Source organism: Zwartia panacis (assembly GCF_030410395.1).
GTDB classification, from domain to species: domain Bacteria; phylum Pseudomonadota; class Gammaproteobacteria; order Burkholderiales; family Burkholderiaceae_B; genus Zwartia; species Zwartia panacis.
The window spans coordinates 20,799-39,416 of sequence record NZ_JAUHHF010000008.1 but is presented as its reverse complement, the minus strand read 5'-3'; the positions used below and the strand labels follow the sequence as shown (position 1 = coordinate 39,416).

The 18,618-nt window shown below is 54.6% G+C and carries 24 protein-coding genes; 10 read left to right on the top strand and 14 right to left on the bottom strand.

The window, feature by feature from the left end; translation table 11 throughout:
• Positions 1-17: 17 nt before the first annotated feature.
• The 7 genes from QWY30_RS11285 to QWY30_RS11255 all read right to left on the bottom strand — a co-directional run bounded on the left by QWY30_RS11285 (position 18) and on the right by QWY30_RS11255 (position 6,040).
• Entirely contained in the window at positions 18-731 is a 714-nt protein-coding gene (locus QWY30_RS11285) for an ABC transporter ATP-binding protein (protein WP_290241067.1), read from the bottom strand.
• Complete coding sequence (locus tag QWY30_RS11280) at positions 728-1,480, bottom strand: ABC transporter ATP-binding protein (RefSeq protein WP_290241065.1); 753 nt, start codon at positions 1,478-1,480, stop codon at positions 728-730. Before QWY30_RS11280 ends, QWY30_RS11285 begins: the two co-directional genes overlap by 4 nt.
• Positions 1,480-2,277, bottom strand: coding sequence for an SDR family NAD(P)-dependent oxidoreductase (locus tag QWY30_RS11275; RefSeq protein ID WP_290241063.1), 798 nt, complete (start codon positions 2,275-2,277; stop codon positions 1,480-1,482). Before QWY30_RS11275 ends, QWY30_RS11280 begins: the two co-directional genes overlap by 1 nt.
• On the bottom strand, positions 2,274-3,242 hold the full coding sequence (locus tag QWY30_RS11270) for a branched-chain amino acid ABC transporter permease (protein ID WP_290241061.1): 969 nt from the start codon (positions 3,240-3,242) through the stop codon (positions 2,274-2,276). Before QWY30_RS11270 ends, QWY30_RS11275 begins: the two co-directional genes overlap by 4 nt.
• Entirely contained in the window at positions 3,242-4,144 is a 903-nt protein-coding gene (locus tag QWY30_RS11265) for a branched-chain amino acid ABC transporter permease (RefSeq protein WP_290241059.1), read from the bottom strand. The genes QWY30_RS11270 and QWY30_RS11265 overlap by 1 nt, the downstream gene beginning before the upstream one ends.
• 100 nt (positions 4,145-4,244) lie before the next feature.
• Complete coding sequence (locus QWY30_RS11260; protein ID WP_290241058.1) at positions 4,245-5,519, bottom strand: ABC transporter substrate-binding protein; 1,275 nt, start codon at positions 5,517-5,519, stop codon at positions 4,245-4,247.
• Between the two features lie 134 nt (positions 5,520-5,653).
• Positions 5,654-6,040, bottom strand: coding sequence for a VOC family protein (locus tag QWY30_RS11255; protein WP_290241056.1), 387 nt, complete (start codon positions 6,038-6,040; stop codon positions 5,654-5,656).
• A 69-nt stretch (positions 6,041-6,109) separates the two neighbouring features.
• On the opposite strand from QWY30_RS11255, the gene QWY30_RS11250 reads away from it, so the two are divergent.
• Complete coding sequence (locus QWY30_RS11250) at positions 6,110-6,520, top strand: MOSC N-terminal beta barrel domain-containing protein (RefSeq protein ID WP_435433402.1); 411 nt, start codon at positions 6,110-6,112, stop codon at positions 6,518-6,520.
• Here QWY30_RS11250 and QWY30_RS11245 read toward each other — a convergent pair.
• Genes QWY30_RS11245 through rsmD form a run of 3 tightly spaced genes read right to left on the bottom strand, consistent with a single transcriptional unit; the run spans position 6,517 to position 7,896 of the window.
• The gene (locus QWY30_RS11245; RefSeq protein ID WP_290241054.1) at positions 6,517-6,783 is read right to left on the bottom strand and encodes a YfhL family 4Fe-4S dicluster ferredoxin; all 267 of its coding nucleotides are present in this window, start codon (positions 6,781-6,783) and stop codon (positions 6,517-6,519) included. The two genes, QWY30_RS11250 and QWY30_RS11245, sit on opposite strands and share 4 nt — an antisense overlap.
• A 37-nt stretch (positions 6,784-6,820) precedes the next feature.
• Positions 6,821-7,333 (bottom strand): pantetheine-phosphate adenylyltransferase, encoded by a 513-nt coding sequence (gene coaD, locus QWY30_RS11240; RefSeq protein WP_290241052.1) that lies wholly within the window; start codon positions 7,331-7,333, stop codon positions 6,821-6,823.
• Positions 7,330-7,896, bottom strand: a complete 567-nt coding sequence (gene rsmD / locus QWY30_RS11235; RefSeq protein ID WP_290241267.1) for a 16S rRNA (guanine(966)-N(2))-methyltransferase RsmD — start codon at positions 7,894-7,896, stop codon at positions 7,330-7,332. Before rsmD ends, coaD begins: the two co-directional genes overlap by 4 nt.
• Here rsmD and ftsY point away from each other — a divergent pair.
• Entirely contained in the window at positions 7,895-9,196 is a 1,302-nt protein-coding gene (gene ftsY, locus QWY30_RS11230) for a signal recognition particle-docking protein FtsY (RefSeq protein WP_435433401.1), read from the top strand. The two genes, rsmD and ftsY, sit on opposite strands and share 2 nt — an antisense overlap.
• 11 nt (positions 9,197-9,207) lie before the next feature.
• Here the strand turns inward: ftsY and QWY30_RS11225 are convergent, their stop codons facing one another.
• A complete protein-coding gene (locus QWY30_RS11225; RefSeq protein WP_290241050.1) occupies positions 9,208-10,809 on the bottom strand; it encodes a CYTH and CHAD domain-containing protein in 1,602 nt (533 codons plus the stop codon).
• A complete protein-coding gene (locus tag QWY30_RS11220) occupies positions 10,754-11,614 on the bottom strand; it encodes an HAD-IIB family hydrolase (RefSeq protein ID WP_290241048.1) in 861 nt (286 codons plus the stop codon). The genes QWY30_RS11225 and QWY30_RS11220 overlap by 56 nt, the downstream gene beginning before the upstream one ends.
• 74 nt (positions 11,615-11,688) lie before the next feature.
• Here QWY30_RS11220 and ribBA point away from each other — a divergent pair, with 74 nt between their 5' ends.
• From ribBA to QWY30_RS11190, 6 genes are all read left to right on the top strand, one after another.
• Positions 11,689-12,864, top strand: a complete 1,176-nt coding sequence (gene ribBA, locus QWY30_RS11215; protein ID WP_290241263.1) for a bifunctional 3,4-dihydroxy-2-butanone-4-phosphate synthase/GTP cyclohydrolase II — start codon at positions 11,689-11,691, stop codon at positions 12,862-12,864.
• A 10-nt stretch (positions 12,865-12,874) separates the two neighbouring features.
• The gene (gene ribH / locus QWY30_RS11210) at positions 12,875-13,393 is read left to right on the top strand and encodes a 6,7-dimethyl-8-ribityllumazine synthase (protein WP_290241046.1); all 519 of its coding nucleotides are present in this window, start codon (positions 12,875-12,877) and stop codon (positions 13,391-13,393) included.
• Entirely contained in the window at positions 13,359-13,856 is a 498-nt protein-coding gene (nusB, locus tag QWY30_RS11205; RefSeq protein ID WP_435433400.1) for a transcription antitermination factor NusB, read from the top strand. The genes ribH and nusB overlap by 35 nt, the downstream gene beginning before the upstream one ends.
• Positions 13,853-14,875, top strand: coding sequence for a thiamine-phosphate kinase (thiL, locus tag QWY30_RS11200; protein WP_290241259.1), 1,023 nt, complete (start codon positions 13,853-13,855; stop codon positions 14,873-14,875). The genes nusB and thiL overlap by 4 nt, the downstream gene beginning before the upstream one ends.
• Before the next feature lies 1 nt (position 14,876).
• The gene (locus tag QWY30_RS11195; RefSeq protein ID WP_290241044.1) at positions 14,877-15,389 is read left to right on the top strand and encodes a phosphatidylglycerophosphatase A family protein; all 513 of its coding nucleotides are present in this window, start codon (positions 14,877-14,879) and stop codon (positions 15,387-15,389) included.
• An 80-nt stretch (positions 15,390-15,469) separates the two neighbouring features.
• Positions 15,470-15,967, top strand: coding sequence for a CinA family protein (locus tag QWY30_RS11190; RefSeq protein ID WP_290241042.1), 498 nt, complete (start codon positions 15,470-15,472; stop codon positions 15,965-15,967).
• 30 nt (positions 15,968-15,997) lie between these two features.
• Here the strand turns inward: QWY30_RS11190 and pyrF are convergent, their stop codons facing one another.
• Positions 15,998-16,813, bottom strand: coding sequence for an orotidine-5'-phosphate decarboxylase (gene pyrF / locus QWY30_RS11185; protein WP_290241040.1), 816 nt, complete (start codon positions 16,811-16,813; stop codon positions 15,998-16,000).
• A gap of 71 nt (positions 16,814-16,884) precedes the next feature.
• Positions 16,885-17,280, bottom strand: coding sequence for a diacylglycerol kinase (locus tag QWY30_RS11180; RefSeq protein WP_290241038.1), 396 nt, complete (start codon positions 17,278-17,280; stop codon positions 16,885-16,887).
• A 77-nt stretch (positions 17,281-17,357) separates the two neighbouring features.
• Between QWY30_RS11180 and QWY30_RS11175 the strand changes: the two genes are divergently transcribed.
• The gene (locus tag QWY30_RS11175; protein ID WP_290241036.1) at positions 17,358-17,732 is read left to right on the top strand and encodes a tautomerase family protein; all 375 of its coding nucleotides are present in this window, start codon (positions 17,358-17,360) and stop codon (positions 17,730-17,732) included.
• A gap of 36 nt (positions 17,733-17,768) precedes the next feature.
• Positions 17,769-18,572 (top strand): crotonase/enoyl-CoA hydratase family protein, encoded by an 804-nt coding sequence (locus QWY30_RS11170; RefSeq protein WP_290241034.1) that lies wholly within the window; start codon positions 17,769-17,771, stop codon positions 18,570-18,572.
• The last annotated feature ends 46 nt before the right edge of the window (positions 18,573-18,618 follow it).

Here is an 18,618-nt window from a genome sequence, read left to right as displayed (position 1 = left end):
CTTGATGTAAAACAGTATTAAACAGACAGGTAGCGTTGCTTGATATCCGCGTTGTCATTGAGCTCGGTGATCGTGCCGACAAAGACATCGGTGCCTTTGTCGATGACGACCGCACGGTCAGCGAGCCCGAGGCAGAAATGCAGATTTTGTTCTGCGAGCACGATCGTTTTACCCATTTCTCGCAGAGACTGAATCAGATCGCCAATTTTTTGCACCATGATAGGGGCAAGGCCTTCGCTCGGTTCATCCAGCAACAAGACATCCGGATTGCCCATCAGGGACCGTCCGACAGTCAACATCTGTTGTTCGCCGCCTGAAAGCTGTCCCCCCAGTCGCTCACGCAATGGTTTGAGCAAGGGCAGCATCTCGTAGACGCGCTCGATACTCCAGTCATCCTCGCCATTGGCGCCACGCTTGATGGCGATATCGAGATTTTCTTCGACTGTGAGGTCTGGAAAAATTTGACGATCCTCGGGCACATACCCAATACCGGCACGCGCGATCAAGTGGGCGGGACGCCCTGTGATTGCCTGGTTGTGAAGCGTGATATGTCCGCTCTTGGCGGCGATCACGCCGGCGACAGATTTCATGGTCGTGCTTTTGCCCGCACCGTTACGACCCAGCAAGGCGAGCGTTTCGCCTTTGTGCACATCAAAGGATAAATTGAAAAGTGCCTGACTCGTACCGTAGAACACGTTGACTTGATCAACTTTCAACACCTGCGGACTCATGCGTGTGCCTCCCGAGGCGTACCCAGATATGCCTCAATCACGGCCGGGTTATTGCGGATTTGTTCAGCATTCCCTTCGGCGAGAACCTTACCGTATGACAGAACATGGATATGTTGTGAAATACGGAAGACGATTTCCATATCGTGCTCGATGAGCACAACGGTTAGTCCACCTTTTTTCCAGAGCCCATAGACCGTTTCGATCATTTGCTCTCGCTCCTCAGGTCCCATGCCAGCGACCGGTTCATCCAGCAGCAAGACTTTTGGACGTAAAACAAGCGCCAGCGCCATATCCAGGAGCTTTTGATCACCATGAGACAAATTACCGCTCACAACATGGGCTTTGGTATGCAGACCAAGCTGTTCCATCACTTCGTAAGCGCGGTCACGCGTTTGCTCAAGAGGAAAGCGCCCGAGCATTTGTGCGGATTTTCCCAGAGGCGACATCAATGCGCCACGCAGCGATTCTTCGACGGTCAGTGTTTTGAATAACTTGGCAACCTGAAAGGCGCGACCAATCCCTTTGCGTACGATTTCGCTGCTAGGTTGTCCTGTGATGTCTTCGCCATCCAGAATAATCCGACCGGAATCGGGCGCTAATGCACCTGAAATCAGGTTAAAAAAAGTCGTCTTGCCCGCACCATTGGGTCCAATGACTGCACTCAGGGATTCAGTTTTGAAATGAATCGAGACATCAGAGGTCGCGACGACGCCGCCAAAGGATTTGTGGAGATGTTCAATCTTGAGCATCAGCGCGCTCCATCAGACTTCTTGCCACGCGCTTTGGGGACGCCACCATACGTTTGCCACGTGGAGCCCGCCAGCCAGCCAGCGTCCACGGGCAAATTGATACCTGTAATCGCTTTAGCCGCAGGGGACAATAAAAAGCCGACAGAGTCCGCAATTTCATCCGGTGTCACCATGCGTCCCATCGCTGCCTGAGAGGTGAGGTCCTCTGGATTGCGATCGTTACGATCAATCGCAGCTTGCAAAGCCTCGGTCAGAACATAACCGGGTGAAATAGCGTTGACGCGTACGCCGGAGCGGCCCCATTCGGCTGCCAGACATGCTGTCATCGCGGCGACTGCGGCTTTGGCCGGACCGTATGCGTGTAGGGGGGAGGAGCGCAAGGATGTGATCGATGCGATATTGACAATTGAACCGCCACCCAATTCGACCATACGTGAGCCGTAGATCGCACAAGCCAGATAGGTGCCGCGTTGGTCGATGTCGACCACCCGATCCCACTCCGTCATAGTCAGCAGATCGGGGGATAAGCGGTTTTGCAAAATACCCGCACTGTTGACCAACGCTGTGACAGGCCCATGTTTGGCCTCGATCATGGCGGCAGTGTCTCGCATGCCGTCGTCGTCCGTCACGTTGCATGGGTAAGCCACGACACCCATGGCGCGCATTTTTTCTTCCGACCACGTACCGGGCAAATCCAACGAGATGACATGATCGCCGCGCTTGGCCAGGTGACGTACGCAGGCCGCACCGATTCCGCTTGAACCGCCGGTGACCACAGTAATATTTGGCTTGCTCATGAACGTGCACCTCGTTTGAAAATCATTTGAAAAATCTGCACTACAAAGTCTGTGATTCCGCGTTTAAAGCCCAGCGCAAAAAGAAGCACGATGACGCCGAGCGCAAGACCGTGATACTCGGTCGTGCGTGTGATGATGTCGTTAAACACCAGGAGCAGGCCTGCACCTACGACCGGTCCGATAAATGTGTGGAGGCCACCCATCATGATCATGAATACGGCTTCGCCAGACATCGTCCAGTAACTGAACTCGGGATAAGCGCCTGAGACGAACAACGCCATGATGACGCCGCCAACGCTAGCGAAACAGCTCGCCAGAACGAAGGCATACAGACGGACGCGCCAGACATCGATCCCCAGAAACTTGGCGCGGTCAGCATTGTCACGCACCATTCTGAGGGTATAGCCAAAGGGTGATTGCAAGATATAGCGCATTAAGAACAAGCAAAGCACGCCAACGATGCAAGAGAACCAATAGAGTGTTTGCGTGTCGGCAAGATTGATGCTTCCCCAGACCCGCGGGATCCCGCCCATAAGACCTTGGTCGCCTCCCGTCAAAGATGTCCAGGTGATGATAATGCTGTGAATCAGCATCTGAAATGCGAGCGTCAAAAAGGAGAAATAAATTTCTTTGAGACGTACACAGATCGCCCCGACCACTAAGCCTAACAATGCGCAAAAGACAATTGCACCGAGGATCGCAACAGGAATTGAGGCGCCGCCTTTTTGCATGAGCAAGCCAAAGGCATATGCGCCACCACCGAAAAACATCGCATGCCCAAATGACACCATCCCGCCATAGCCCACCAAAATATTGAGGGAGGTGGCAAAGAGTCCAAAAGCTGCCAGACGGATCACAAAATCAAGTGCGACCCGCCCCGGCGAGAAAAAAGGGATGGCGATCAGAATCACCAAGCCGGCAAGCGCGAGTAAAAGTTCTTTATTAAAAGTCAGTTTCGAGTTCATCAGCGTGGCTCCTTACCCAGCAAGCCACTTGGCTTGAGGACGAGGATCAGCGCCATCGCCAAGAACATGATGCCTTCGACAAAAAGCGGAAAGCCGATCGAACCAAACGAGCGCACGAGACCGATTAGGAGGGCGCCGACGAGCGCGCCACTGACCGAGCCCATGCCGCCAATCACGGTGACAATGAAGGATTCGATCAGAATCGAAAAGCCCATGCCTGGCGACATGGAGCGAACCGGCGCCGCCAGTGCGCCCGCGAGGCCAGCGAGCGCGCCACCAAAGGCAAATACGCCTGCGTAAATCCAGGTCGTGTTCAAGCCCAGCACAGAAGTCATGGTTGGATTATGCGCCGCGGCTCGGACGATTTTTCCGATGCGCGTGCGTGTCATGACGTACCACATCACCAGACCAATCAGCGCGGCCGCACTGATCATGAAAAGATAAAAGACGGGCACAATTCCGCCTGCGATAAACACGGGTGGCGCCTGAAAGGCCGCGGGCATGCCCATCGACTGAAACTCATGTCCCCAGATGATCTTGACGGCATCATCGAGAATCAAAATAAACGCATAACAAACTAGCAGTTGCAGTAACACGTCAGCGTTGTAAACCTTGCGCATGAAAAAGCGTTCAAAGAATACGCTGAATAGCCCAACCCCCGCGCCCGCGATCACCGCGGCCAAAACATAGCTGTCGGTGATCCGATAGGCGGAAAGCGCGATGTAGGCGCCGAGCATGTAGAGCGAACCATGCGCGAAATTGATGACCTTAAGCACCCCAAAGATCAGCGTCAGGCCAGCGGCCACGAGAAAGAGGAGCGAACCCACAATCAGGCCAGTGCTGGTTTGGGTCACGATGCAAGACAAAGAAGTCAGGCACTCATACAGGGCGTTGGGATCCAAAGATATCTCCGGGAGATGCAGACGTATTGGGGTGCGGGTGACTGAGTCTCAGCCAGGATCTGGATGAGACTCAGTGCCCACAAACGTTCAGGGGATGGCTTTACGCCCAGCCTTTACGTTTTTTCCACTCGGCTTCCAGCGCGTAGATCTGGTCCCACTTGCCGTTGACTTGATTCGTCATGAAAGGCTCTTTGTTAGTCAGTGAGCCATAGCCGATCGCGTAATTGACCACGGTGTTGTCCTCTGGACGCATCGTGAGTGTGCCGTCAGCGCCAAAGGGGGAATCGATCTTCAGGCCACGCATCGCTTCGGCGATTTTTTTGCCATCCGCGCTATTCGCTTTTTTCATTGCGGTGGTCAAAAATCCAATACCTGCGGCGTTTTGCCAAGACCAGTTCAGAGCGAGTTCTTTAAACTTGGCGCGATACGCGTCAGCCCAAGCTGCATTCGCCGGCGTATTGGGGAAGCTGCGCAAGTAACGGTTGCCGGAGTGCATGTTGGGCGGAACATTCTTGACGGCAGTCAGTACCGCATACTCCGCCAGGTTGGGCGAGAAGAATTGCTTGTCTTTGAACAATGCATAGATGTTGGACTGGTCGATGAACGAGGTCATATCGCCACCCCACAGGCATGAGTAAACAGCCTGTGGTTTGCCTTGCACCATACGCGTGATGTTTTCGCTGTAGTCGGCCTGGAAGAGTTTTGGCCAGACTTGACCGACGATTTCGATATTGTTGTTGAAATGCTTGAGGTACTCGAAATACTCGGCTGTGGTGTCGCGACCATAAGCATAGTCAGGAGAAATACTCATCCATCGCGTGAGCTTAAGCTTTTTTGCGATTTCCGCGCCGTAGGAACCTCCGGCAATCGCATCATGGATCCCTTGGCGCGCGCAACGGAACGCGGTCGGTACACGCAGTTTGGGATCCGCTGTGAGCGAGGAGGTCTCTGAGCAAGTGTGAACCACGAGTACGCCAAGGTCTTTCGCGACTTCGTGGACGGCGAAGGCACCCGAGGAAGCTTCGGCATCCCAAATAATTTCGCAGCCATCGCCTGTGACCAGTTCACGCGCCACGCGAGCAGCCTCTTGAGGCTGGCCTTTGGAGTCGCGCACCACCATTTCGATCATGCGACCGTTCAAACCACCCGCGGCGTTGAATTTTTCGACTTCCATCGCCACGGCGTTACGCGACGCAATCCCGAGCATCGCCACACGCCCTGACAGAATCGTCGGCATGCCGATTCGGATGGGCTTGTTCTGAGCCAGTGAAATCGCGGGCAGACCGAGTGTTGCGATACCGGCGGTTGCGATCGCGCCTTTTAATAATTTACGACGCGACGCTGCAGCCGAACTTTGGGTGTGGTTTTTGCTCATGTTGTCTCCAAAATTGATATTTCATTTTTTTTATGATTAATGTTGTCACTAGAACGACATCTACTTTTTGTTCATATCGCAATATGACGATCAGCCTGTCCAACTGTCAAGAAAGAGTTGGGTGGGAGAAACCCCTAGGTACCGATGTAGTTAGAAATCTCAATGAGGTTTTGATCCGGGTCACGAATATAAACAGACAGTATTTTCCCTTTAGCTCCAGTGCGCTCAACGGGACCGATTTCGACGGGAACACCTGCTGCCGAGAGCTCATCCATCACGACGCTGATGGGTGTTGTGGAGATAAAACACAGATCTCCAGAGCCTGCAGTGGGACGTTGTGCTTTGGGATCGTAAGTATTGTCGATTTGATGCAGATTGATTTTTTGTTGACCAAATCCAAGTGCCTTGCGATCCCCCAGAAACGTGATGACCTCAAAGCCCAGGATTTTCGAGTAAAAATCACAGGTTTTTTCAAGGCTTGCGACAGTCAGAACGAGATGATCAAGTCGGTCAATTTGCATTCTTGTGGCTCCTGTTTAAGATAGACTCGAGTTTAAACAGGTTTAACCCTTCAACGGATCGCTTGGAATATGACTTCTTCTACCGCATCGAATGCAATGTTTTTCCCCGTTGTCGGATGTGTCGGGCTCGACCGTCGGCAAGCGGCTGATTACCACCAACGGTGGTTTGTCATCGATGCAAATAATCAGTGGCTGAGTGCTGAGCGTTGCGCGGCACTTTCAAATGTGGCGATCGAGCTCAAGCTCGGTTCGTTGGTGTTACGTGCGCCCGGGATGTTGCGGATCGACATCCCGCTCGATGTGATCGAGGATGACGACAGTGTCAAGCGGACTGTCCAGGTTGGACAGCAATCCGTGGTGGTGGTGGACGAGGGGGATGTGACGGCGACTTGGTTGACTCACGTAGCGGGCCAGCCTTGTCGTCTGGTCAAAGTTCACCCTGAAGCCGGACCGGTTGAGTGGCCACAAGTCATGACCTAGATGGCTTTGCTGACTTTGGCTTCGGTAAGTTTGTGATATTTGGCCATGAGGGCTTCTTGGCCTTCTTTCCATTCGGGATGCAACTCAATGCAGTCGACCGGGCAGACGACTTTGCATTGAGGCTCGTCGTGGTGCCCGACACACTCCGTGCACGCATCGGGGTTGATGATGTAAATGGACTCTCCCATTGAAATAGCATCATTGGGACATTGTGGTTCGCACACGTCACAATTGATGCATTCTTCGGTGATTCGCAGGGCCATTTGGGGAGCGTGTCTGAGAGTGTGAGTGAAATCTGGATTAGGCCTTGGGCGCTGCAGCGTTTTGTTCCCGACGCTCTTTAGCTTTGGCTTGTAACCAGCGTTCCACAGATGGAAACACAAACTTGCTGACATCGCCGCCAAGCTCGGCAATCTCCCGCACGATCGTGCCCGAGATGAACTGATACTGATCCGAAGGCGTCATAAACAGGGTTTCGACTTCTGGCAACAGGTGACGGTTCATGCCTGCCATCTGGAACTCATACTCAAAATCAGAAACCGCCCGCAAACCGCGCACAATCACGCGCCCTTCTTGCTCTCGCACAAAGTCTTTGAGCAAACCTGCAAAGCTCGCAACTTTGACGTTGGGGTAATGGCTCAGGACTTCACGTGCGATTTCGACGCGTTCATCCACGGAGAAGAACGGTCTTTTGTTGCGACTGTGGGCGACACCGATTACGACACGGTCAAAGAGGCTGGCGGCTCTGCGCACCAAGTCTTCGTGGCCGCGTGTCATGGGATCGAATGTTCCGGGGTAAATAGCAGTGATCATTTTTGCAATGCAGCAATTTGGAGGAGATGATAGTGTACGGCTCCTGCGCGATCTTGGCGCAATAACCTGTACCCGTCCGGGACTAAAACCGGTTTTTCAGCCTCAATGTAGACCAGTCCGTTGGGTTCCAACAAATCTGGCAAGAGTGGCCAGAGGGATTCTAGCCAGTTTTTGCCAAACGGGGGGTCAATAAAGATCAAGTCGAAACGGGCGGCTTCGAGACGTCCCAGGACGTGCATGGCATCTCCCGCGTGAATACGCACGGCTTTGGCGTCGAGTTTGTCCCTAAGCGCGCGCAGGGCTGCGACTGCCCGAGGGTGCTGTTCCACCATCTGGACGTGCGAAACCCCACGTGAGGCCGCTTCAAAGCCTAGGGCACCGCTGCCCGCGAATAAATCCAGAACGCGTTTATTCGCAAAATCACTATCCCAAAAATAATTTAGCCAATTGAACAGTGTTTCACGTACCCGATCAGGTGTCGGCCGTAATCCCTCAGCGTCAATCACCTCAATAGGCGTTCGACGAAACTGACCGGCCACGATGCGAATATACTTCTTCACTATGTTTCGCTTCTTCAAGAAAAAACCAATTCCATCTGAGTCTTCAGTCGAAGACCAGTCTCCTGCACTCGCCTCTCAGGAGGCAGAGCAGCAGCCGGATCAAACCGCTGCAAAGGTGATCGTACCCGAGACGCAAAGTCCTGTGCCTCAGGCCCCATTTCGGCGCAGCTCTTTCGGTGCGGCGCTTGGAGGTGCTGGCAGCATCGGCATCGCTGGCGTCGGTGCGATGCGCGACGCTCCGCCCGCCGTTTCACCCACCGCTTCACCCACCGCTCCGCCCGGGCAAGATACTCCAAGAGAGGTTGCCGAGCCTATTCCACCGATCGCAGAAGTGGAAATCGTTGAGCAGCCCGAACAACTTGAACCAATTGTTCCAGAGCGCAGCGAGGAAAAAAAGGCTTCCTGGCTGGCGAGGTTACGAGGTGGCCTGGCTAAAACAGGTCAAAGTATTGGCAGTCTGTTTATTGGCGTGCGCGTCGACGAGGCGCTTTTCGAGGAGCTTGAAACGGCGCTCATCATGGCTGATGCGGGTGTCGAAGCGACTGAACAGTTGCTCAAGGCGCTGCGTTTGCGCGTCAAACGCGACCGTATCGAAGATGCCGAGGGTGTGCGCCAAGCTTTGCGCGAGGTGTTGACAGAGCATCTGAAAGTCCTGGAAAAGCCTTTCGATGTGGGGCGTGTCAAACCTCTTGTCGTGATGATCACAGGAGTCAATGGTGCGGGAAAAACGACGTCAATCGGCAAGCTGGCCTTCGCGCTGCAGCACTCCGGTGCTCGCGTGCTGTTGGCCGCGGGCGATACTTTTCGTGCAGCCGCTCGCCAACAGCTGATCGAATGGGGAGATCGCAACAATGTGAATGTGATCGCCCAGGAGGGCGCTGATCCCGCAGCCGTGGCTTTTGACTCGGTGCATGCAGGGCGCGCCCGCGGCATGGATGTTGTGATGGTCGACACTGCCGGGCGCCTGCCGACGCAATTGCATCTCATGGACGAACTCAAGAAAATCAGGCGTGTCATCGCCAAGGCCGATCCCACCGCCCCGCACGAAGTGTTGCTTGTGGTCGATGGCAACTCAGGACAAAACGTGTTGGCGCAAATCCGCGCCTTTGATGCGGCTGTGGGTTTGACGGGTCTGATCGTCACCAAGCTCGACGGCACAGCGAAAGGCGGCACGCTGGCCGCAGTCGCCGCTGGGAGTCAGGGTGTGCGTCCGGTACCTGTGTATTGGATCGGTGTCGGTGAAAAAATCGAAGACTTGCAACCTTTTGTCGCGTCCGAGTTTGCGGCAGCAGTCGTAGGCTGAGCGCTCTTGACTCAGCTCCAGGGCGGAGTTGAGTCTGCCAGGCATTTGAATGCCTCGGCCGCATCATTCGTGAGCGCCGCAAGACGCGCCTGAATCCAACCACAGGCAAACCATGCTTGGGGCTGACGCTCGACAAGTGCCTTGAAAAGCGGTTGTGCGACATACAGGTCGTTCATTTCGCCCAAAATATCTTGCACCGTCGCTAATTGCTTGCGATAGCGCTGAAGGTTTGAGTCAGGCAGCATGGATTCACAAAATTGCAACGCATAGCGCAAACGTTTGGATTTTTTTCTCAGCGCATGCTGTTCTTCGATCGTGAGCGAGCCAAATTTCAAGCCGCTACGTACAATCTGACGATGCCATTTTTTGAGCTTTTCAATCAACAGAGGTTTGAGTGGCGGTTCCCGACACTCTCTTGGTGAGCGGGGAAAAGCGAACGCTGTGTCGCTGCTTTCAGGTGAGATCACTGGGACGTCTTGCTGCGCAGGGTTTGCAGCGGCTGTGGACGCAGCTGAGACTGGAATCGTACAAAGCTTGAGCATGTCGAGCAGCCAGGTTTGAAAGGCTGGACTAGAGACAAACTCGAGACCTGAACCCTGGATCGCCCGGGCGGGCAGTTCGATGGGAGGCAGTCCCGCAGCGTAGAGTGTCGGCAAAACCGACTCTTGCAAGACATCCTCATCCCGCGTGCCGCCGAGCTGGGAAAAATAACCGCTGATTTGCTCCCGATGCTCAAGGGGAGGGAGCTCAGTGATTCCGTTGAAAAATGACCAGGCCGATCGCAACCTTCGTATCCCCACGCGCAACTGGTGGACGTGCTCTGGCGTCGAGGCCCGGCAAATGTCTGCTGTGTCGACCTCGCACAGGATCGCCGCGTTACGTGCGATATGTTCCAGACACTCGCTTGTGACCACAGATAAAACCTGGGCGGCATCCCGCTCTTTGACAACCTCTTGCAGGGCAATCGGTTCGGCACCGCGAGGTTTCCAGAAATTTGCGATGGCCTCTGGTGCGTCAGCCTTCTCGAGCGTTTGAGCCAGCATAGCAAGCTGATCTCCACGCTCCGCTTTACTGCGAAAATCCAGGATCAGTCCAAATTTCTGTTGCCATTTACGACCGATCTCAAAGACCGCCTCGAGTTTTCCGGTTTTGAGTTCAAACTCCACTTCTGAGATCGGTAGTTGCAATGCACCGGCACGCAGCCAGCCTCGGTCATAAGCAAGCTCAACGACGCCAGATCGAGCGCGAATGTTTCGCAGCAACCGAAGCACATCCGTTTCATAGCATACCTGCAGGGGCTCAGTCAGATTCGAGAGAATATCCCCGGCCGGGGTGCCTGCATAGATACTGAGGTCTAACGTTGCCTCAGGTCGATTTTGATTGATTTCAACGCGGGAAAGGCTATGAGCGCCTGGCATTTTCAGCGTTTGCACCCATTGCGTTCCTTCGAGTCGAAGTCTGAGAGCAATACGTGAACGTACCAAGGCACGCGAAGGTGTATCGAAATACAGCGCACGTAATTGAACCTGTGCAAACTGAGCCCGTTTTACCTCGCGCTCAACGCGGGCTTGAGCCTTGACGGGCACATTGAGCTTGAGCTCTTGTTCTGACATCGCCATCCTCCCCCCTTGCCTGGAGCAAGTACTCCACCATTTCTACAAAACCCTCGCCACCTCGTGATGGCGTCACGAATTTGGGAGGGTGCTTCAAACGATGAAGCTGGCCTTGGATATTGGCCACGCCAACCGAAAAGTTAAAAAACTCGAACATCGGTTCGTCATTGGGTGAGTCGCCGATAAATAAGGCTGTTTCCAGCTGGTCCTGCAGGTTGAGCCCACACTCGCGTGCGAATAAAGTCTTGGTCATTGACAGTTTGTCGTAATCGCCAAACCAGCCATTGACATGAATCGAGCTCACTTTGGCTTGCGCGCCAACTTGCTTGAACATGTTCACGATCCTTTGTACCTCGGATTCGTTTAATGGTGGGACATCCTCGCAAAAATCGATCGCCAAATCGGCTTCTCGATAGTTTTGATCGCTGGCCAGTCCGCATCCGGGTACTGCCCGTAGTATTTGCGCGGAGAGTTCGTTTAACTTTTGGCGATTAATCTGGCGTTGTGCCGAGTCAGCAAAATGATGCGTGATCATTTTTTTGGCGGTATGGTCGTACCGCATGTAAAAAGCACCGTTTTCCCCCACCACAGCAAATACGGGCCACATCCGGGCAATGTGGTCACACCAGCCTGCAGGCCGTCCTGTGATCGGAATCACCACGATTCCTGCTGCAGATAATTGTTCCAAAGCGTAATAAGCGCGACTCGTCATGCGACCCTCCGTCGTGATGGTGTCGTCAATGTCGCTCAAAACAAAGCGAATCTTGGCGGCTTGCTGCTGAGAAAGGCTGCTGAGAGCTTGCATGGGAGGATTCTGTGTGTGCTTTGTTAAGGGGATTCTATAATAGGTGTTTACACGTGCCCCTGCATAACGCCATCATGTCTGTCAAACCTTCTCCCGTCGCGTCTCTGGACGCCGAACTTGCGGCCGCGATATCTCCGGTTTCCGAGATCATCTCCGAGCTGAAAATGGGCCGTATGGTCATATTGGTGGACGAGGAAGACCGTGAAAACGAGGGCGACCTTGTGATGGCCGCCGAGTTTGTCACACCCGAAGCTATCAATTTCATGGTGACCCACGGCCGCGGGCTGGTCTGTCTGACGCTGACAGAAGAACGATGCCGACAGCTCGAGTTGCCGTTGATGTCTAATCGTAACGGCACACCGTATGGCACAAACTTTACTGTGTCGATCGAGGCCGCCGAGGGCGTTGAAACAGGTATTTCGGTCGCAGACCGCGCCAGAACCGTGCGTGTGGCTGTGGCGCGTGATGCCAAGCCTTCCGATCTCGTGCAGCCAGGCCATATTTTCCCCCTGCGCGCTGTGCCAGGCGGTGTTCTGGTGCGAGCGGGTCACACTGAGGCGGGTTGCGATCTGACAGCGATGGCTGGACTGACGCCTGCTGCTGTGATCTGTGAGATTTTGAAGCCAGACGGCACGATGGCGCGTTTGCCTGATTTGATCGAGTATGGACGTACTCACAATTTAAAAATCGGCACGATTGCCGATTTGATTCAGTATCGTAATGAGCATGAGTCTGTCATTGAGCGTGTCAGCGAGCGACAGATTCAGACGCCCTGGGGCGAATTTAAAATGATCGCATACCGGGATACCGTAGCGGGTCATCCCCATTTGGCGTTGGTGCACGGTGTGGTCGATCCCGCGCGCGAGACGTTGGTGCGCGTGCACGAACCCACCTCCATTCTTGATTTGATCGATGTGCACAGTCCCGGACACAGTTGGGGCGTTGCCACTGCCTTGCAGGCGATCCGGGAAACCGAGGCTGGCGTGATGGTATTTTTAAACTGCCAGGGCTCTTCGAGTCAGTTGTTCGATCAGATTATTGCCTCGCAAAGCGAAGCACCCGTGCCAGTTAAGCGTGAATCGGGCCGGATGGATTTGCGCACCTACGGCATGGGGGCGCAAATACTGCGTGACCTCAACGTCGGGCAGATGCGTTTATTGGCACGTCCCCGAAAAATGCCCAGCATCATGCCGGGCTTTGGTCTGGATGTCACCGGCTACGATCATCAACCTCCCACCCGTAACACATAGGAAGCACATCATGAGCCCATATACCCTGACCCCCGACATGAATGGAGAGGGCCTGCATATCGGAATCGTTCGTGCCCGATTCAACGAAGATATCGGTTTGATCGAACTCGATGCCTGCCTCCAGGAGCTTGAAAGCCTCGGTGTCGACGAGCGAGACATCATGGTCGTGACTGTGCCAGGCGCCTTGGAATTAGGTGTCACATTGGCCCGCATGGCTGAAACCTTCGAGTTCGATGCACTGATCGCCTTGGGCGCCGTGATTCGTGGTGAAACGTATCATTTTGAAATTGTCAGCAACGAAAGCGCCTCGGCAATCGCCCGCGTCGCACTCGAAACAGGCATTCCTGTCGCCAATGGTGTGTTGACGACTGAGACAGACGAACAAGCCGAAGCACGCGCCGCGGATAAAGGTCGCGACTGCGCCCAGTGCGCCGTTGAAATGGCGAACCTGGTAGCGGCACTCGAGCCCGAAGCCGATGATGAAGACGAAGAGGATGACGATCTTGAACAAGCCCCAGCAAGACGTTAATCCGGAGGCGATGCCCCCGCGCAGCGCGCGTCGTCGTGCGCGCGAACTGGCTTTGCAAGGTTTATACGCTTGGCTGGTGCGGGACACGGACAGTTTGCAGGATGCCGGTGAGATCGAAGCACACCTGCGAGATGAGGATGAGTTCGATCAAGCCGATGCTGTATGGTTTCAAACCTTGCTGCATGGCGCGATGAGAGAAGCGCCAGCCTTGCGCGAAAAATTCGTGCCCTTTGTGGATCGCCCGCTCGCTGAGCTTTCTCCTATCGAGCATGGAATCCTGCTGATCGGCAGTTTTGAATTGGTGCATCAGATTGATGTGCCTTATCGTGTCGCGATCAATGAAGCGGTTGAGCTTGCCAAGTCTTTTGGCGGCACGGACGGCTTCAAGTTCGTCAACGGCGTACTCGACAAGCTGGCCGCCGAAGTGCGTTCCACAGAGCTACGGGCCGCGACCCGTCGCTGATCGCGAACACAATCGTGGCGTCCGAATTCGATCTGATCTCCCGCTTTTTCAAGCGCCCCGTTCCTGCGGGGATGCTGGGCGGGGGGGACGATTGCGCACTATTTCGGGTGACACCTGGACTGGAGTTGGCCACAAGCAAGGATTTGTTGCTCGAAGGGCGACATTTTTTCTCCAATGTAGATCCCTACACGTTGGGTCACAAATCATTGGCAGTCAATCTTTCCGACTTGGCGGCAATGGGTGCGAAACCTGTGGCTTGTTTGTTGGGGTTGGCGCTGCCGTCTTTTGACGAGGACTGGATCGCGCGCTTTGCGGATGGTTTTTATGCGCTTGCGGATTTGCATGGCTGTGTCCTGATTGGTGGCGATACGACGCGCAGCCAGACTGGGGTGGCCATCAGCGTGACGGTTTTCGGTGAAGTCGATCCCGCGCACGCCATGCGACGAAATGCTGCAAAAGCAGGGGATGACATTTGGGTCTCTGGCGTGCTTGGCGCTGCCGATGTCGCATATCGACTGTTGGCGGGCTCGTTGACGACCGAATCTGGCTCCGGACAACCATCGCGAGGTTTGTTTGCGCTGAGCGAAACCTTGCTCGAGCAAACGCGTGCCGCGCTCGAAACCCCTGTGCCCAGAGTATTTTTAGGACGTCGACTCAGTGCCCATGCGCATGCGGCGATTGATATTTCAGATGGTTTGGTACAAGACTTAGGACATATCCTTCATGCAAGCGGGGTGGGCGCCCGAATTGATGAAGGTCTATTACCCGTTCATCCTGCGCTGCAGAATCTCAGTCTCGAAGACAGGCGGCGAGCCGTTTTAGCCGGGGGCGATGTGTACGAGTTATGTCTGACGGCATCGGTGGACCAGCGCGATCATTTTGAGCGGATCGGACTGGAGGCAGGTGTGCCGCTGACTCGCATCGGTCAAGTCGTCGCGGGTGCCGGGCTAGAGGTTTATGATCAGGCTGGACAATTGATTGAGCCGCTCCCCAAGGGCTTTGACCATTTTCGGGATTGATATGACGGGCGTTTCAACGAGGCACCGCACGACATGGCCAACATTGCGCTGGGTGTTTTCAGATCCGGGTCGCATCCTGATGTTTGGATTTGGTTCTGGGTTGATTCGACCAGGTTCTGGCACGTGGGGAACCCTGCTGGCCTGGTTCTTGTGGGTATTTGTTTCTCCGGACGCAAGCGATCTGGCCATTGGTATTTTTTTATTACTTTGCTTGATCTATGGTTGTTGGGCGGCTCAGCGCGTGAGCAATGCGATGGGCGTACAAGACCATGTTGGCATCGTCTGGGATGAGTTCGTGGCCTTCTGGCTTGTATTGTGGCTGGTACCGAGTTCATTTTTAATGCAAGTCATCGCTTTTATCCTTTTCCGTTTTTTCGATACGGTCAAGCCGCCACCAATCCGTCAGGTCGATGCGCGCTTTAAAGGTGGAACTGGCGTCATGCTCGATGACCTGCTCGCCGCGTTTTATACACTTTTGGTCATGGCGTTCGTGGTGCGTTTCTGGCCCGCGTAATCCATCTGAAGTGCTGATACCAGAAGTGCTGATCTCAGATCTGCTCATGTATGTCTTGTCAATTTCGATGAAGGCTCTTTATGCAAAACGATTCTCGCGCCTTGGCGGCCCAACTCGGTCAGTTACTGCTCAGCCGGCAAGGCTGGTTAGCGACTGCTGAATCCTGTACGGGCGGTCTATTGTCTGGAGCGGTCACCGCGATTCCGGGTTCGAGCGGCTGGTTTGATCAAGGCTGGGTGACCTACAGCAATATGGCAAAACACGCCCAACTCGGCGTGGCACGCGAAACACTTGCGGAGTTTGGTGCTGTGAGCGAAGAAGTTGCGCGTCAGATGGCGGCAGGTGTGCTCGCAATGGCGCCGCGCGCCACCCTCGCTCTCACAACGACGGGCGTTGCAGGCCCCGGGGGTGGGACCGCCACGAAGCCAGTTGGTCTGGTGTGGTTCGGTTTTGCACAGCGCACGCCCTCTGGTGTGATCGTACATGCTGCCTCGCAGATTTTTCAGGGAGATCGTGATGCGGTCAGAAACGCATCAGTGGCTTACTCTTTGCGATCAGCCTGCGCACTGCTTACCTGAAAAATTCATACGTGGACGATCTGTGGTGGACTATCTGTGCGCGTTGATGTCGTCACGCGTTTGTTTGGCGACTGACGCAGCAGCCTCTGTCCAGTGACCCGCACCCTGCGCATACAAAATCGCGCGGGAAGAGTTGATCATCATGCCTGTTTTCTGTGCGTTGCATCCTGCCGCGCATGTGGCAGCGATATCTCCACCCTGCGCACCAATACCAGGAACCAGTAGTGGCAGACTATCGCCGACAGCCTGGCGAACCGCGGCTAGCTCGTTTGGGAAGGTCGCGCCGACTACTAGCCCGCATTGACCGGTTTTGTTCCACTTATTTGCGACCAGGTCCGCGACGCGCAGATAGAGCGGTACACCGTCAGTCATCAAAAATTGCAAATCAGATCCCCCGGGGTTTGACGTGCGGCAAAGCACGATCACACCACGGTCTTCCCATTCAAGATAGGGTTCGACTGAGTCGGCACCCAAATACGGACTCACTGTGACTGCATCCGCGCCATAACGCCCGAAGACCTCTTGCGCATACTGTGTGGCGGTCGCACCAATGTCGCCGCGCTTGGCGTCGAGCACAATAGGAAGATGTGGGTATTGTTCCCTGAGATAGGCGCACAGATCTTCGAGCTGACCCTCGGCGCCTGCGGCGGCAAAATACGCGATTTGTGGTTTGAAGCCGCACACAAAAGGCGCAGTGGCATCGATGACTTGCTTACAAAACTGAAAAATTGCGTCGGGTTTGCCTTTGAGTTCGTCTGGCATCCGGGTGAGGTCCGGATCAAGTCCCACCATCAAGAGGGAGTCGGAGCTGGCCCATGCGGCATTCAGTTTTTGTATAAAGGACATGAGAGATATAGGATGTTCGTGTTTAAAGACAAGCTCTATTAGAGCCTAAAAGCCCAAACAATAATGCGCGATCAGATAAAGGCGAACCATTTATTGAGGAGCAGGGTGGCCCAGAGCGCCCCTGTTAAAAGCAGGCTTAACAGCACAGCCGCACTACCCAGATCTTTGGCGCGCCCGATCAGCTCGTTATTTTCAAGCGTCACCGCATCGGCAACCGCCTCGAGCGCGGAGTTCAGGAGTTCGACAATCAGGACAAAAACCAGCGAGCTCAGCAAAAGCATGATTTGCACCGCGCTGTTACCCACCCAGAAGGCGGCGGGCGCCAAAATCAGAACCAGTAAAAGCTCCTGTCTGAATGCAGCCTCGTAACGCAGCGCAGCACGCAGGCCATTGAGTGAGTATCCGGCCGCCTTCAGGACTCTGCCAAAGCCACCTTTGCTCTTGTGCTGCGAGGGATGTGAGGACATGATTGCGAACTTGGTTTATAAATGACTGCCGCCTGACGGATTCAGGCCTCTCAATTCATTTCGGAAGATAGCACACCATGCCAATGCTCAACGTTCAAATTCTTCAGGGTCATAGCGCCGCGAAAAAAACGGAACTACTGAAAAAACTGACTCAATCCGTGGTGGACAGCATTGGCGCACCACTGGCTTCTGTCCGGGTTGTCTTGCAGGAGATTCCCGCCGAGCACGTGATCGTTGCGGGTGAAATTGGCAAGGAAATGGTCATGATCACGGTGGGTTTGATTCGCGGGCGAACCGAGGACCAAAAGGCGGCTGTGATCGCCGCAATCTTTGAGGCGACCGAACAGGCGATCGGTGTTTCCAAGCAGAATATCCGTGTGATTCTGTTCGATCGTCCCGCGACTGATTTTGGCGTCGCAGGCGGGATCACGGCCAAGGCCGCGGGCCGTTAATTCGACATTCACCGATTTTTTAAGGTTCTCCATACTATGAGTAGTGTTCTTTTATACGATCAAGATGATCTGGGTGTCGTGACTCTGACCCTGAACCATCTCGAAACGCGCAATGCCTTGACGGGCACTGGAATTGTGGAGGCGATGCTCGAGGCGTGCCATCGCATCGAGCACGATCCCAGCGTGCGCGCGGTGATTATTACGGCGAACGGCCCGATTTTTTCTTCTGGCGGAAAAATCGATGAGATGGAGCGTCAGATCGGTTCCGGTTTTGGCTCTGAGGTTTTACGTCAGGAGTATCGTCAGGGAATTCAGCGCCTGCCTTTGGCGATTCATCAGATCGAGGTGCCGACGATCGCGGCGGTCAATGGTCCTGCGATTGGTGCAGGCTGTGATTTGGCATGTATGTGCGACTTGCGCATTGCTTCTGAGCAAGCCACTTTTGCAGAAAGTTTTGTCAAGGTCGGCATTGTGGCGGGGGACGGCGGTGCCTGGTTTTTACCGCGCGTGATTGGCATGGCCCGCGCGGCTGAAATGTCGTTTACGGGCGAGGCGATCGATGCCAAAACAGCTTTAGACTGGGGTATGGTCTCGCGCGTGGTGCCGGCTGAGGAGTTGTTATCGACGGCGCAGACGCTGGCTCGAAAAATGGCGGTCAATTCACCACATGCGGTTCGAATGACGAAGCGTTTGTTGCGGGAGGGACAGACTTCTTCGCTGTCCAATCTTTTGGAGTTGTCGGCAGCCTATCAGGCGATTGTGCACAAGACGGCCGAGCACGCCAAAATTGTGGGCGATTTCATGGCGGCCAAGGCAGCCCGGCGCGCTGCTCGTAAGTAAGCAGCCTGGTTACAGGCAAACGCGGCGTTTGATGTTTTGCTCAGCA